Origin of the sequence: Sandarakinorhabdus sp., from assembly GCF_051860625.1 — a bacterium.
In the GTDB taxonomy this organism is placed as follows: Bacteria; Pseudomonadota; Alphaproteobacteria; order Sphingomonadales; family Sphingomonadaceae; genus Sandarakinorhabdus.
The window spans coordinates 23946-39216 of the sequence record NZ_JBHYDQ010000016.1; the positions used below are offsets into that span (position 1 = coordinate 23946).

The 15271-nt window shown below is 65.6% G+C and carries 13 protein-coding genes; 8 read left to right on the forward strand and 5 right to left on the reverse strand.

The features are described 5' to 3' along the window. The first annotated feature begins 24 nt into the window (after positions 1-24). From ACTIEZ_RS13680 to ACTIEZ_RS13690, 3 genes are all read left to right on the forward strand, one after another. The gene (locus ACTIEZ_RS13680) at positions 25-618 is read left to right on the forward strand and encodes a TetR/AcrR family transcriptional regulator (protein WP_439547241.1); all 594 of its coding nucleotides are present in this window, start codon (positions 25-27) and stop codon (positions 616-618) included. 78 nt (positions 619-696) lie between these two features. Then, complete coding sequence (gene purE, locus ACTIEZ_RS13685) at positions 697-1212, forward strand: 5-(carboxyamino)imidazole ribonucleotide mutase (RefSeq protein ID WP_439547242.1); 516 nt, start codon at positions 697-699, stop codon at positions 1210-1212. A gap of 4 nt (positions 1213-1216) precedes the next feature. Beyond that, positions 1217-2284: a 5-(carboxyamino)imidazole ribonucleotide synthase gene (locus ACTIEZ_RS13690; RefSeq protein ID WP_439547243.1), complete on the forward strand. Its 1068-nt coding sequence runs from the start codon at positions 1217-1219 to the stop codon at positions 2282-2284. On the opposite strand, the gene ACTIEZ_RS13695 is transcribed toward ACTIEZ_RS13690, so the two are convergent. Then, positions 2285-3925: a M28 family peptidase gene (locus ACTIEZ_RS13695; RefSeq protein ID WP_439547244.1), complete on the reverse strand. Its 1641-nt coding sequence runs from the start codon at positions 3923-3925 to the stop codon at positions 2285-2287. It abuts the gene before it with no gap. A gap of 62 nt (positions 3926-3987) precedes the next feature. On the opposite strand from ACTIEZ_RS13695, the gene ACTIEZ_RS13700 reads away from it, so the two are divergent. After that, complete coding sequence (locus ACTIEZ_RS13700) at positions 3988-6786, forward strand: M16 family metallopeptidase (RefSeq protein WP_439547245.1); 2799 nt, start codon at positions 3988-3990, stop codon at positions 6784-6786. 662 nt (positions 6787-7448) lie between these two features. Here the strand turns inward: ACTIEZ_RS13700 and ACTIEZ_RS13705 are convergent. From ACTIEZ_RS13705 to ACTIEZ_RS13720, 4 genes are all read right to left on the reverse strand, one after another. Further along, positions 7449-8102: a DsbA family oxidoreductase gene (locus ACTIEZ_RS13705; protein ID WP_439547246.1), complete on the reverse strand. Its 654-nt coding sequence runs from the start codon at positions 8100-8102 to the stop codon at positions 7449-7451. Positions 8103-8114: 12 nt separating this feature from the next. Beyond that, entirely contained in the window at positions 8115-9002 is an 888-nt protein-coding gene (locus tag ACTIEZ_RS13710) for a c-type cytochrome (protein WP_439547247.1), read from the reverse strand. Positions 9003-9044: 42 nt separating this feature from the next. Then, positions 9045-9881 (reverse strand): GNAT family N-acetyltransferase, encoded by an 837-nt coding sequence (locus ACTIEZ_RS13715; protein WP_439547248.1) that lies wholly within the window; start codon positions 9879-9881, stop codon positions 9045-9047. 69 nt (positions 9882-9950) lie between these two features. Beyond that, the gene (locus tag ACTIEZ_RS13720; RefSeq protein WP_439547249.1) at positions 9951-11276 is read right to left on the reverse strand and encodes an MFS transporter; all 1326 of its coding nucleotides are present in this window, start codon (positions 11274-11276) and stop codon (positions 9951-9953) included. Positions 11277-11401: 125 nt separating this feature from the next. On the opposite strand from ACTIEZ_RS13720, the gene ACTIEZ_RS13725 reads away from it, so the two are divergent. The 4 genes from ACTIEZ_RS13725 (at position 11402) to ACTIEZ_RS13740 (ending at position 15262) form a co-directional block, all read left to right on the forward strand. After that, the gene (locus ACTIEZ_RS13725) at positions 11402-11956 is read left to right on the forward strand and encodes a beta-class carbonic anhydrase (RefSeq protein WP_439547250.1); all 555 of its coding nucleotides are present in this window, start codon (positions 11402-11404) and stop codon (positions 11954-11956) included. A gap of 54 nt (positions 11957-12010) precedes the next feature. Continuing rightward, the gene (locus tag ACTIEZ_RS13730; RefSeq protein WP_439547251.1) at positions 12011-13171 is read left to right on the forward strand and encodes an aromatic ring-hydroxylating oxygenase subunit alpha; all 1161 of its coding nucleotides are present in this window, start codon (positions 12011-12013) and stop codon (positions 13169-13171) included. A 166-nt stretch (positions 13172-13337) separates the two neighbouring features. Beyond that, a complete protein-coding gene (locus ACTIEZ_RS13735) occupies positions 13338-13838 on the forward strand; it encodes a hypothetical protein (protein ID WP_439547252.1) in 501 nt (166 codons plus the stop codon). A 113-nt stretch (positions 13839-13951) separates the two neighbouring features. Then, positions 13952-15262, forward strand: a complete 1311-nt coding sequence (locus ACTIEZ_RS13740; RefSeq protein ID WP_439547253.1) for a DNA-packaging protein — start codon at positions 13952-13954, stop codon at positions 15260-15262. The last annotated feature ends 9 nt before the right edge of the window (positions 15263-15271 follow it).

A 15271-nucleotide genomic window follows, 5' to 3' on the forward strand; every position in this document is an offset into this window, starting at 1 on the left:
CGACTGGTGTAATCTTGCATCATTATGAAGCTGCCGGAATTTCATGAAACGGATGGCCGCCGCAAGCGTTCCCTTGCCAGTCGGGAACGCATCATCGAAGCTTTCATCGCGTTGATTGACGAGGATATTCTTCCGCCCAGCGCCGAAAATATCGCTGCGCGGGCCGAGGTCGGCCTGCGCAGCGTATTCCGCCATTTCGGCGACATGGATTCGCTGTACACCGCCGTGATGGACCGGATCGGCCGGCGCTATCTGCACATGCTGGAACCGTATCGGAGCACCACCTGGATCGAACAGGTGCGCGAAGGGCTGGAACGGCGGATGATCCTGTTCGAAGGCGGGCTGGGTTATCGCCGGGCCGCCGATCTGTATCGATCGGGGTCGGACACGGTGCGGATCGGGCGGCGGACGTTCGAACAGATGCTGCGGGCCAGGCTGGAATCGGTCGTACCCGAGGCGGCGCGCAGCGACAGCCTGTGGTTCGAGCAGCTTGATCAGTGGCTGAGCCTCGATTGCTATGCCAGCCTGCGGGATCGGCGCGGGATGCGCCATGTGGAAGCGATGGCGGTGATCACCGCTGCCGTCGAAGCGCTGCTGGCCAACAAGGCCGCCATCTGAATTTCTTTGCGAGTCGCCCGGCTGGCGGGTAGAGCATCGCGCTTTCGCGACACGTTCGAACTTTGGGAACCTTGGGTCATGGCAAGCGAAGCCGCCCCCACCGCCGATGTTCGGGTGGGCATCATCATGGGCAGCCAGTCGGACTGGCAGACGATGACGCACGCCGCCGAGACGCTGTCTGCGCTGGGGGTCGGCCATGAAACCCGCATCGTGTCGGCGCATCGCACGCCCGATAGGCTGTATGATTATGCCCGATCGGCGGCCGGGCGCGGCCTGCAGGTGATCGTTGCGGGCGCCGGCGGCGCAGCCCATCTGCCCGGCATGGCCGCCGCGCTCACTGCGCTGCCGGTGCTGGGCGTGCCGGTGGAATCGCGGACGCTGAAGGGCATCGATAGCCTGCTTTCCATCGTGCAGATGCCGGCGGGCGTGCCGGTGGGCACATTTGCCATCGGCAAGGCGGGCGCGGTGAACGCCGCGCTGCAGGCCGCGGCCATCCTGGCGCTGAACGACGCGGCGCTGGCCGAACGGCTGGCGGCCTGGCGGCAGGCACAGACCGACGCGGTGGCCGATGCCCCGTCCGACAGCCTGCCCTGACGCGATGATGCTGCCACCCGGTTCGACCATCGGCATCCTGGGCGGAGGCCAATTGGGGCGCATGCTGGCCATGGCGGCGGCGGCGCTTGGCTACCGCTGTCATGTCTTTGCGCCGGAAGCCGAATTGCCGGCGGCCGACGTGTCTGCGGCCGTGACCCGCGCCGATTATGCCGACCGGGCCGCGCTGTCGGCCTTTGCCGCGGCGGTCGATGTGGTGACGTTCGAGTGGGAAAATGTCGATCCGGCCGCGGTGCGCCATCTGGCGCAGACAGTGCCTGTCCATCCCGGCGCGCACAGCCTGGAAGTGGCGCAGGACCGGCTGGCCGAAAAGCAGTTCGTCGAATGGCTGGGCGGCCGCACCGCCCCCTGGGTCCAGGTCGACAGCCGCGCCGGCCTGGATGAAGCCATTGCCCGCATCGGCACGCCGGCCATCCTGAAAACCCGGCGCTTCGGTTACGACGGCAAGGGCCAGGCGCGGATCATGGCGGCTGGCGATGCCGATGCCGCGTGGGACGCCATCGACGGGCAGCCGGCGATCCTGGAGGCGATGGTCAAATTCGCCAACGAATATAGCGTGATCCTGTGCCGGAGCCAGGATGGCGCCATGGTGCACTGGCCGGTGCCGGTGAACCTGCACAAGGGCGGCATCCTCGCGACCTCCAGCCTGCCGGTGCCAGTGCTGGTGCGATCACAAACCGAAGCTGCGGTGGCGCTGGCTCGCACCATCGCGGAAAAGCTCGGCCACATCGGCGTGCTGACCTGCGAATTCTTTGCCTGCATGGATGGGCTGCGCTTCAATGAAATGGCGCCGCGGGTACACAACAGCGGCCATTGGACGATCGAGGGCAGTGCTACCAGCCAGTTCGAGAACCATATCCGGGCCCTGTGCGGCCTGCCGTTGCGGCCGACCGATCTGGTGTCACCGCAGGTCGAGATGACCAATCTGATCGGCGCCGACGCCGATGACTGGTCGAGATTTCTGTCTGACCCTGCCCTGCACGTGCATCTTTATGGCAAAGGTGAAGGCCGGCCGGGTCGCAAGATGGGGCATGTGACCCGGCTGGGCAAATAACTAGCGGGCTTTGGGGGCTTTCGCTGCGGCAGGCGCAAAGGCGGTGCCGAAATAATCGCCTTCATACCAGCGCGGTGCGGCCTTGGCGTCGGCCAGGCGGCGGATGATGCCGATATTGACCCGGGTCCATTTCGCCGCCGCCGCCCAATCGAACGGCAGGTCCAGTTGGTCGGAAACTTCGTGATAATTGTTCACGCGGAACTGGCGCTCGGCTTCCTTGCACGACTGGCCGCCCTTGCTGTCGGTCCAGCCGGTTTTCAGGAACACCGACGGCACGCCCTTGCGGACGAAGGGATAATGGTCAGACCGGGTGAACACTGCTTCTTCGGGCTGCGGGTCGGGCGACAGGCCAAGGCCTTCGGCTTTGGCGGCTGCCGCCACCACCGGGCCGATGGTCGAACGATCGCCACCAAAGGCCACCACATCACCGAAATCGCAGGTCAGGATTGGCATGTCGATGTTCACGTCTGCAACGATACGCTTCACATCCACGGTCGGCTGGCGGGAGAAATAATCGGCACCGAGCAGACCGGATTCCTCGGCCGTGGTGGCCAGGAACAGCACGCTGCGCTTGGGCGGCGCCTTGGCCAGCGCCGTGGCGGCCTCCAGCAAGGTGGCGCTGCCCGACGCATTGTCCATCGCGCCGTTGTAGATCGCGTCTTCGCCCGGCTTGGCATCAGCCTTGATGCCGACATGATCGAGGTGCGCGGAAATCACCACGATTTCAGCCGACAATGTGGGATCGGTGCCCGGCAGCAGGCCCAGCACATTGGGGCTGGTGATGCGCTGCACGTCGGTGGCGCGGCCAACGGTCAGGGTGCCGGTCAGCGGGAAGCCCTTGACCGGGCCCGCCTTGGCCGCCAGGCGAATGGCGGCAAAATCCTGGCCGACCGCGGCGAACAGGGCGGTGGCGGCGGCATCCTCGATGTTGGCGCGCACCTTCAGCCCGGCGCCATCGCCCAGCGGCTGGCCATCGGCCCCGAGCAGCAGGCGCCGCGGCAGGCGCGCACTGCGCACCGATTTTTCCCAGGGCAGCCGGTCTGCTTCTTTCTGGGTGCGCACGTTGATCAGGCCGATGGCGCCGGCCGCCTGGGCCGCGATCGCCTTGGAGGTGCGGGCGAGGTGGGCGGCCACTTCGCTGTTCATCCCATCGGGCGCGCCAGACAGCACGACCACATATTTGCCGCGCACATCGAGGCCGGCGAAATCATCGATGCCTTGCGATTTGTCGACGAGGCCATAGCCCGCGAACACCAGCCCGCCGCTGATTTCCTCGGTGCCGGCGGCCGGGCCGGGTGCCAGGCTCATGCCGGTGCCGTTCTCCAGGGTCAGGCGCTGGGTGCCGAGATCGAACACGGCTGTCTCACGCGCGCTGGCGAAGCGGCTTTCGGCGAAGCTGACGCGTTGATACCAGGTGCCGCTATCTCCAGCGGGTTGCAGGCCCACCCGTGCGAAATGCTGGGCGACATAATTGGCGGCAATCTCGTGCCCGCGCGTGCCCAATCCGCGCCCTTCCAGCAGGTCATCAGCCAGAAAGGCGACATGGGCGCGGAACGAGGCCGCCAACGGATCAGAGGTGGTGGGCGCGGCTGCGGCGATGAGCGGCAGGGCGGCGGTGAGGAGGAGCAAGCGCTTGTTCATTGGCGAGGCTTATCAGGCGCGCTAGACGGGTGCAAACCCCAGCAATAACGAGAAGGCCGGGCATGCTGAAGCGATTGATGACGATGGTGGCCGGTGCGGCGCTGCTTTGGGCCGGCCATGTTGCTGCACAACCGGTGGTGGCGCCCACAAGCATTGCCAGCCTCGTCGATCAGGTCAGCCTGCCATACGAACAATTCACGCTGCCCAATGGCCTGCGCGTGATCGTGCACACCGATCGCAAGGCGCCGATCGTGGCGGTCAGTGTCTGGTATCACATCGGATCCAAGGATGAACCGGAAGGCAAGTCCGGCTTTGCGCATCTGTTCGAACATCTGATGTTCTATGGCAGCGAGAATAATGACGGCGTGTTCTTCAAGAAGCTGGAGGATGTCGGCGCCACCAATGCTAACGGCACCACCTGGTTCGATCGCACCAATTATTTCGAGAATGTCCCCACCCAGGCGCTGGAACTGGCGCTGTATCTGGAAAGTGATCGCATGGGCTGGCTGCTCGGCGCAGTCACCCAGGCCAAGCTGGATGCGCAGCGCGGGGTGGTGCAGAATGAAAAGCGCCAGGGTGAAAACCGGCCGCTGGGGCTGACGCAGGAAGCCACGTTGAAGGCGCTGTTCCCGGCCGGCCATCCCTATGCCCACGACACGATCGGTTCGATGGCCGATCTGAACGCGGCGTCGCTGGCCGATGTGCAGGCCTGGTTCCGCGCCAATTATGGCCCGAACAATGCCGTGCTGGTGCTGGCCGGCGATATCGACGTTGCCATGGCGCGCACATTGGTCACGAAATATTTCGGTGCCATCCCGCGTGGGCCGGAGGTGAAGCGGCTGCCGGCGCCGGTGCCGAACTGGACCCAGGAACGCCGCGAGACACTGCAGGATCGCATTCCCAGCCCGCGCATCAGCTTCACCTGGACCGTGCCGGGCCGGCTGGATGAAGCGGCTGCCCTGAACGACATTGCCTTGACCGTGCTCGCCGGCGGCGCGTCTTCGCGGCTGTACAACGCGCTGGTGCGGGAATCGCGGCTGGCGGTATCGGTGGGCGGCGGTGTGCAGGCGTTTGAGCAGGTGGGCATGGCAGAGATCGAGGTGACATTGTCGCCGGATGCCAAGCTGGCGGATGTCGAGGCCAAGGTGAAAGCAGTGCTGGCCGAGTTCATCGCCAATGGCCCCACCGCCGATGAAGTGGCGCGCGTCGCCACCCGCAACGTTGCCAGCACCATTCGCGGGCTGGAAGCGGTGGGCGGCTTTGGCGGCAAGGCGGTCGCGCTGGCCGAAGGCGCCGTCTATGCGGGTGATCCGGCATTTTTCCGCACTGAATTGGGCTGGTACGCCAATGCCACGCCGGCCGCCGTGCAGGCTGCGGCCAAGCGCTGGCTGGCGCAGGGCGCCTATGTGCAGACCGTGCTGCCCGGTGAACGCCCGGCCGCCGAAGAGGTGCCGCCGCCGCCCAAGGTCGCAGCCGGTGCGCCGCCGGCGAAAGGCCCGCCGCGCATGGCCGAGCCCATGGTTGGCGCGCCACCGCTGCTGCAGTGGCCCGAGATCGAACGTTTCACCCTGGCCAATGGCCTGAAGGTGGAACTGGCCCGCCGCACCACGGTGCCGTTGGTGCGCATGCTGTTCAGCGTCGATGCCGGCATGGCTGCCGATGAGCGAAGCCAGATGGGCATTCAACAGATGGTATTGGCGCTGCTCGATGAAGGCCATGATGGTCTGTCTGGCCCCGAAATTGCCGAACTGCGCGAACGGCTGGGCGCCGGCATTGGTGCCGGTGCGGGGCTCGATCGCACCAAGCTGACGCTGGATGCGCTGAAATCCAATCTGCCGCAGTCGCTGCAATTGTTTGCCGCCATCGTCCAACGCCCGGATTTCCCACCGGCCGAACTGGAACGGGTGCGCGGCCAGGTGCTGAGCGCGCTGGCACAGGAAGCCAGCAATCCCAATGGCATCGCGCGGCGCCTGCTGACGCCGTCGCTGTATGGCACGGCCCACCCCTATGGCGCGCCGCCGAGCGGGCTGGGCACGCCAGCCAGTGTGAAGGCGCTGACCCGCGATGCGCTGATCACCTGGCACAAGCGCTGGATCCGGCCCGACAATGGCACGCTGTTCGTTGCCGGTGACATCACGGCGGCCGAACTGAAGCCGTTGCTCGAAGCTGCGTTCGGGCGCTGGACGGCAGACCCGGCGGTGCCGCGCGGCACCGTGCAGGCCGCTGCGGCAGCGGCTGCCAGGCCGGCGCGCATCCTGTTCGTCGATCGCCCGAACAGCCCGCAGAGCCTGATCCTGGCCGGCAGCCTGTTGCCGATCAGCGGCGCTGAGGATCTGATCGCCCAGCGCGCCGCTGCCGACGTGCTGGGCGGGCTGTCGACCAGCCGCATCAACACCAACATCCGCGAGGAGAAGAACTGGGCCTATGGCGCCTATGCCGGGTTGTCGGATGGCAAGGGCCAGTTGCACAGCCTGATCTATGCCCCGGTGCAGACCGATCGCACCGCCGACAGCATCAAGGCCATCATCGCCGATATCGCCGCAATCAAGACGACGCGGCCGATCACGGCCGAAGAACGCGGCCGCACCATTGCCAACAGCGTGCTCGCGCTGCCCGGTGAATTCGAACGCGGCAGCAGCTTCCTGTCGGCGATGGAGCGCAACCAGTTGCTCGGCCGCCCCGATGATTATTACACCACCGCTGCCCGTCGGCTGGGGGCGCTGACGGTGGCTGATCTCAACAAGGCGGTGCAATTGTTTGATACGAACCAGCTCCTGTGGGTGGTGGTTGGTGATCGTGCGAAGGTGGAACCGCAATTGCAGACGCTCGGCCTGCCGGTGGAGGTGGTTAAGGTTGAGTGAGCCTATCCCTGCTCCCTCGAGAGAAGGTGCATGTAGCTGCAGTTTATGGGGTTGAGTTTGTTGGTCATGCGATAGGCGGCTGCCGATATAGGGAATCATATTATCGGGTGATAAATCACTATGGACGGGCTCGAATATTGATAAGCCTTTTTCTAGCTTCGTGGTATTTTTCAGTCGGCTTGTTGACCGATGTCAAAATTCCGAGTTGCAAGCGCCCGTTGACAAATCGGATTTAATTGGGAAACATTGAGGGCATACAAGCGTTCCAATTCGACAACATCGCAAGTCTGCATTGGCAGTAGGATGACCTGATTGCAGAAGCTGCAACGTGAACCAGTCGGCTCGACTGAGGAACTGCAGAACCGGCATTTCTTGGCGTCCGCCTTTATAGACTCGGCGCAGGCAGGGCATATGCGGCTTTTTTCTTCAATAACGACGGCGTTTTGCGACCCGGAAGCTTGTATTTCGCGTGAAGCTAATACTGCAGCAAGAAGTGCGAATGGTCCGAGAAGGCAACCGAGTAGGAACCACCCAAACCCGCTGCGTCCCTTGCCGGATGCTATAATAGACGCTGCGATGGCGCAGGCCACCCAAATAGCAAAATACATATTATACGTCTCCCCCTGAATTAATTGTGAAAAGTAAACGTGGCGTTCCCTTGATCACACCTCGCCGGCGATGATCCGCCGGATGACCTTTTCGAACGTCGCCGGTGGCTGCCCACCCATGATCGCATATTTGCCGTTGAAGATGATGGCGGGTACGGCGTGGATATCCTGTTCTTCCCGCCAGAAGGCCTGATCGGCGCGGACTTGCTCGGCATAACGGCCCGAGGCGAGCACGTCGCGGGCGGCTTCGGCGTCGAGGCCGGCAGTTGCGGCGGCGCAAATCAGGGTTTCGGGGTCGTTCAGCGGTTCACCGCGGGTGAAATGCGCTTCGAACAGGGCGGTTTTCAATTGATGCGCGCGCCCGGCCAGTTCGGCCCAGTGCAGCAGGCGGTGGCAATCGTGGGTGTTCCAGATCATGCTATCTGGCCCGCCCCGGAAGCTGAAGCCCAATTGCTCGCCCATCGTCTTGATGTGATTGCGGGCCTCGCTGCCTTCGGCGGGGGAGCGGCCATATTTGCGGGCGATGTGATCGGCGCTGTTTTCGCCTTCCGGCGGCATCGTCGGGTTCAGTTCAAACGGGTGGAAATGCCAATCCGGCTGCACCACGCCATCCAGATTGGTCAGTGCCTGTTCCAGCGCCTTCATGCCGATCACGCACCAGGGGCAGACGACGTCGGAAACGAAATCGATACGCAGCGGCGTTGTCATGCGGCGGCTCCTTCAGAAATCATGGCCGGTGGGCGTGTGGTGGGGCGGGGTGGTGGCGGGATCGCCGAGCATCCGGCCGGCGACATTGGTGGCGTAGCGGCTCCACGGCCGGTTGTGGTGGGCGGTGCGGGTGGCGGCAAGATCGCCGGCAAAGCGCGGATCTTGCGGGCGGACCTGGCCGTCGATGAACCAGGCGATATCCCAGGCCTGCTGCACGGTCAGGCTGTTGCCGTTGCCCAAGGGCATGTTGGCGCGAATGAAGGCCGCAGCCTTGTCGACCTGGGCCATGCCGGCGCCCCAATTATAGCTGTTGGCGCCCCACAGCGGCGGGTTGATCACCATATCGCCATCCAGCATGCCCTGACCCGCTTCGCCGTGGCAGGAGGCGCAATGTTCGCCGAACAGCGCTTCGCCGCGGGCGTGATCGGGCGGGGACGGCGGCGCGGCAATCGTGGGGAAACCGCGCCCGGCTGGTGACACGCCAATCCGCTGGCCCTGCGCCAGCCAACCGGCATAAGCGGACACTGCCAGCAGCACCTCTCCGCCGAGCGGCGGCGGCGCGGCGTTCATCGAGTAGATGAAACAATCCTGCACGCGCTTTTCGAAGCTGTTGATGCGGCCGTTCTTTTCGCGAAACGCCGGGAAATTGCCATAGGCGGCCCACAGCGGTGCAGCGCCGGCGGTGCGGCCGGCATCGAGGTGGCAGTTGGCGCAGCGCAGCTGGTTGCCGGCATGTTGCGGCGCCGCCGCGCGCGTGTCGGTGAAGATGGCCAGCCCGCGCCGGATTGCGTCGCCCGATGGACCGGCGGGGATGCTGGCTTCATCCGGGATCACGGGTGCCGGGGCTTGCGCAGCCAACAGGATAGCGGCGGCGATGGCAAGGGACAGTCGAAGCTTCATACCCGGACGCTAGCATGGCCAGCGCCCGGTAGGAAAATAGTCTCAATCGTTGGCAGCGCCGAACCGCTCGGCATAGCGGCTGGTGATGCGATCGACCGGCATCACCACGAACACATCGACCGTGTTGAACTGGTGATCGACGAAACCGCCATCGCCCACCATCGCACCAACGCGCAGATAGCCCTTCACCAGCGGCGGCAGCGCGCGGGCAGCAGCGCGGGTGTCGATGGCAGCGGCAGGCAGCCGGTTCATGTCCACGCGGTGCGGCGGCAGCGCGGTGGCGCGCAGCTCGGGCGGGGCGAGATGGTGGTGGTAGAGATAGGAGAGTTCGGCGGCATGCAGGTGCGGATCGGCGCCGTGCAGCGAGGCGCAGCCGAACAGATGGCCGATGCCATGCTGGGCCAGATAGGCGGCAATGCCGCGCCACAGCAGCGAGATGGTGGCAGCGGTGCGCCATTCCGGCGCGACACAACTGCGGCCCAGCTCGAGCAGTTGCCGGCCCGGCGCGGACTGGGTGATCAGGCGGGACAGATCATATTCGCCGGCCGAATAGAAGCCGCCGTTCGCCATGGCCACATCCTGGCGCAGCAGACGATAGGTGCCCACCACCCGCGGCCGGGCGGCATCGGCATGATCGATGACGAGCAGATGATCGCAAACCGCATCATATGGATCGATGTCGCGGCGCTGGCGGGCCATCGCGGCGGTCGGCTGCGCACCCATTTCGTCGTAGAAAATCTGGTAGCGCAGCGCCTGGGCGGCGGCAATTTCCGCGTCGCTGGCCGCCAGCCGCACATCGAGCAGGCCGGCGCGGTGGATGGCCGGGGCGCGGGCGATGATGGCCGGGGCAACTTCGGTGGCGCGTGAAAGGGCAAGCATGCGGGGCTGCTCCAAAGCGGCGAGTACCCTGCCATAACCGTGTGATGTGACAGGGATGTGCAAGGTTCGTTACACAGGCGTTGCAGCCGGTGCGGGGTCGCCCGACGCATTATCATCGGCGACCACCAGCCCAGCGCGCCACAGCCAGACGAAGATCAGCACGCCCGGCAGCGCCAAGGCGGTGGTAAGCCAGTAGAAATCGACATAGCCTAGGCTTTCGATCAGCGCGCCGGCAGTGCCGGACGAGAAGGCGCGGCCCAGGATGGCGGCGGCCGACGACAGCAGCGCAAATTGCGTCGCTGTGAAGCGGCGATCGCACAGTAGCGCCAGCCACGCCCCCACCGTCACGCCGCCGATGCCGCTGGCCAGATTTTCAAAACCCTGCACCGCCGCCAGCGCCCACACATCATGGCCGATGACCGCCAGGCCCGCATAAGCCGCGTTCGAAATCCCCATCAGCAGCAGCGACAGGAACACCGATCCAGCAAGGCCCATCCGCTTGTAGAGCATGCCGCCCAGGAACACGCCGGCGAGATAACCGATCAGGCCCAGCGACACGTCGTACGTGGCCACCTCCTCCTTGGTGAAGCCCAGATCATTGTAGAACAGCCGGATGGACAATTGACCCACCGTGTCGCCGATCTTGTGGACCAGCACGAAGGCCAGCACGATCCACGCGCCGGGCCTGCCGAGGAAATCGGCGAGCGGCGCGACGATGCTGTCCTTCACCATCGCGCCAAAGCCGCGCCCCGACGTGACCACCGGCGGCCGTTTGGGTTCGCCAAGCAGCGCCGCGGCAACCAGCGACGGCAAGAACAGGATGATCGCCGCCAGATAGGCCAGGCCCCAGCCGGCTTGGGAGGCGAGCACCAGCGCACCGGCGCCGGCGATATAGCTGCCCATGCGCCAGCCATATTGCGTCATCCCCGAACCGGCGCCCATCTGATCGGTGCGCAGCCATTCGATGCGAATGGCATCGACCACGATGTCCAGCGTCGCCCCGGCAAAGCCGACCGCGATGGCCGCGGCGGCAAACAGCCCGAGACTGGCGGTGGGATCGAGCGCGCCGAGCCAGGCGATGGCGGCGCTGGCCATCAATATCGCCACCACCAGCCACGCCCGCCGCTGCCCGATCAGGCCGGCGAGGATCGGAATCCGCAGCCTGTCGACCAGCGGCGCCCACAGCGGCTTGAAGCTGTAGACCAGCAGCGCCAGGCCGAAGGCGGTCACCGATTTCTTCTCGATTCCCGCTTCGGCCAGCCGCGTGGTCAGCGTGGCGGCGATCATCGTGTAGGGCGTGCCCGACGCCATGCCGAGCGCCAGTGCGCCGAGCGGCCCGGCTTCGACATAGGGTCTGATCGAAGCCAGAAAGGCGTTGCGGGCGGGTTGGGTCATCGCGGCACCTTGGCGTGGAGGTGGGGTCTGTCAATGGCGGCGCGCGGGTTTGCCCGTGGCGAGATTTTCTATGTGGTCAGTTTCTGGCCCGACAGGCATGTGCAGGATCCAAGGAGGCCATTGCCATGACCAGAATTCTCGATGAAGTGACCGCTGCCAATCGGGCCTATGCCGCCGATTTCGGCGACAAGGGCAAGTTGGCGTTGCCGCCGGCGCGCGGCTTTGCCATCCTCACATGCATGGATGCGCGGCTTGATCCGGCGAAATATGCCGGGCTGGCCGAAGGCGATGCCCATGTGATCCGCAACGCCGGCGGGCGGGCCAGTGACGATGCGATCCGATCGCTGGTGATTTCCCACAAGCTGCTGGGCACACGCGAATGGTTTGTCATCCACCACACCGATTGCGGCATGCAATTGTTCGACGGTGCGACCATGGCCACGCTGCTGGAAACCAGCCGGGCAACCGCCAATTTTGATGGCACGACCTGGACGAACCAGCAGGCGGAAGGCGGCAGCCCGGAAGGCTGGCATCTCGCCTGGCTGACCTTCCGCGATCTGGCGCAAAGTGTTCGCGATGATGTGGTCCGCATCAAGGCACATCCGCTGACGCCGGATGACGTGCCAGTGCATGGCTTTATCTATGAGGTGAAAACCGGGGAATTGCTGCCGGTGGACTGATCCGGCCCGCAACGCCCTGTTGCGCCGAACAACAGATGGCGTAGCATGTCGGCCATGGATATCGCCTTCATTCCGAAACATCCCACCCCCGGCCAGCGGGCGCTGGCGGCTGGGGTGCCGGCGGCGGCGGGGAAGGTGCCCAGCGGCGCGATGTGGCAGATTCCGGCCAGCGCCTACACCTGTCCCGATCATTTCGCGGCCGAGCAGGAAAAGCTGTTCCGGCGGATGCCGGTGGTGCTGGCGCCGTCGGCGTTGCTGCCGCAGCCGAACATGGCGGTTCCGCATGATGGTTTTGGCCTGCCGTTGCTGATCGCGCGCGATGGCAAGGGTGTGGCCCGTGTGTTCATGAATGTCTGCCGGCATCGCGGCACACGGCTGGTGGAGGGCTGTGCGTTGCAGCACGGGCCGGCGCTGGTCTGCCCTTATCATGCCTGGTCTTACGGCACCGATGGGCGGCTGAAGGGCTTGCCGCGCCCCGAGACGTTCGAGGGGTTGGACAAGAGCACGCGCGGGTTGATCGAGATGCCGTCGGTGGAGGCCGGCGGGCTGATCTGGGTCGGGCTGGACGCGCAAGCGCCGCCGGATTTCGGATTGGCGGCTGGCCCCCTTGCGGCGGACTTCGCGGCGTTGGGTTTTCCGGAACAGCATCTTTATGCGCGGCGCACGCACAAGGTGGCGGCGAACTGGAAGCTGATCATGGATGCCTTCCTGGAAAGCTATCATGTGCTGCGCCTGCACGCGAACACGATTGCGCCGTTTTTCCAGGACGGTGTGACCACCGGCGACACGATCGGGCCGCATGCCCGGTCGGCCGTCGCGCGGCTGGCGGCGCTGGCAGGCATCGATCTGGACGACATGCGCGACATCCGCCGTACGGTCACTTTCGCCTATCAGTTGGTGCCGGCGACCATCATCGTTGCCAGCCCGGATTATATCAACATCATGGTGCTGATGCCGCGCAGCGTCGGCGAAACCTGGGTCGAGGATTTCATGCTGATCCCCGAAGCGCCGCGCGATGACAAGGCCGAGGCGCACTGGGCGAAAAGCTGGAAATTGCTGGATGGCGGCGTGTTTGCCGGCGAGGATTTCCGCGCCGCGGCGCTGGGCCATGAAGGGCTGGCGTCGGGCGCGGTCGATCATGTGCTGCTTGGCGGGCTGGAGCAGGGCGTGAAGGCGTTTCACGACACGGTGGCCCGGATCGTGGGCGGGGGATGATGGCGTAATAGGGTGGCGTGCTGCTGGCGCAGGCACTTGTTCAAGCCACCAATTAACCAAATAGGCACATAATGCTTGACTATCGTCACGCTCTGGGTTAGAGAAACGGCATGCCTGCGGAATCGCTCCTGAACGGGGCGGGGCGGCCGAGACAGGGACTTCAGACATGGCAATGGATGCAGCGATGCTGGCCGACCGGCCGGTGCGGCAGGGTGGACGTGCCTGCAAGATCGGTGGCAGCACAGTGGCGATGCTGGTGCCGAAACCGCCGCGGCAGCGGGCGCGGCGCCAGGCGGTGTTTGCCACCCGCAGGGCGCGGCTGGATTTTCTGGATGCGCTGGCGAAATTTGGTGATCCGGCGCTGGCGGCCGAGGTCCTGCAATTGAGCCTGGTGAAATTGTTTCGCCTGCGCGCCGAAGATGCGGAGTTTGCGGCGGAGTGGCATGCGGCGATCGGCTTTGCCTGGGAACGGGTGGAGCATCGCGTGCTGGCGCAGATGCTGGACCCGGCGGCGGCGATGGACAGCAAGCTGGCGCTGGCGATCGTGGCACGGCGGGATGCGGGAACCGCCAAGGTGCAGGGGCGCCGGGTGGATGGTGCCGCGGTGGCAAAGCTGCGGGCAGAGCTGCGGGCGCTGGCCGGGTCGGAGGCGGTGATGACCAAGTGAACCACCACGCCGGAGTGACGGGAACGCGCATGATTTGATCGCAGCGGGCGCTCGGGTTGAGTGCCGCGCGCGGGCTCTGGCGGTGGCCGGGCGATTTTCGGGGTCGCGATATTATGGTTGTAGCTCCGCCGGCAGCGGCTTCGCTGCTGGAGCAATTTCGTGCGTGGCCAGCGCCGCTGCAGCAGCAGTTGCTGGCGATGTATCGCGAGGAATTGCTGATTGCTGCGCTGGCCGGTGAAGGCCAGTTGCGGCCCAGCCAGATGGCACCGCCCGGCGATTGGGCGATCTGGGTGATCCTGGCTGGGCGCGGGTTCGGCAAGACGCTGGCTGGGGCTGAATGGATTCATGGGCTTGCAGGTGCGGCGCAGCGGCGGTTCGCATTGGTGGCGCCGTCGCTGGATGTGGCGCGGGCGGTGATGGTGGAAGGCGAATCCGGGCTGCTGGCGCGCGTGCCGCCGGAGACCGATCTGGTGTGGCAGCCGAGCACCAAACGGTTGATCTGGGGCAATGGCAGCGAGGCGCGGATCTATTCCGGCGCGGAGCCGGATGCGCTGCGCGGTGGACAGTTCGATTACGCCTGGGGCGATGAATTCGCGCACTGGCTGCATGGTGAGGACGCGGTGATGAACCTGCGGATGGCGACCCGGCTCGGCGCGGCGCCGCAGATCATGCTGACGACGACACCGCTGCCGCTGGGCTGGTTGAAGGCGCTGCTGGCCGAACCCGGCGTGGTGATCACGCGCGGGCACACGGCGGACAATGCCGCCAATCTGCCGCGCGGGTTTCTGGCGCGGCTGGAGCGGCGCTTTGGCGGCACCGTGACTGGGCGGCAGGAACTGGCCGGCGAGATTGTCGAGGATTTGGACGGGGCATTGTGGACGCGGGCGCTGATCGATCGGGCGCGCGTGGCGGATGCGCCGGCGCTGGTGCGCGTGGTGGTGGGGGTCGATCCGCCGGCGGGCGGTGGCACCTGTGGGATCGTGGTCACGGCGCTGGGGGCCGATGGCAATGCCTATGTGCTTGATGATCGCAGCATTTCGGGCGTCGCGCCGGGGCAGTGGGCGCGGGCCGTGGTGGCCGCAGCCGATCGCTGGCAGGCCGACAAGGTGGTCGCCGAAGTGAACCAGGGCGGCGCCATGGTGACGGCGATGCTGAAATCGGTGGAGTCCGCGCTGCCGGTGCTGGCGGTGCGGGCGGCGCGCGGGAAGGTGGCGCGGGCCGAGCCGGTGGCGGCGCTCTATGGCGAGGGCCGGGTCTGGCATGTCGGGGTGTTCCCGGCGCTGGAGGATGAACTGTGCGGACTGTTGAATGATGGTCGGTACGCCGGGCCGGGCCAATCGCCGGACCGGGCGGATGCGGCGGTGTGGGCATTGTCGGCGCTGATGCTGGGGCCACGCGTGGTGCCGGGCGTCCGTGAACTTTGAACCAGAAAG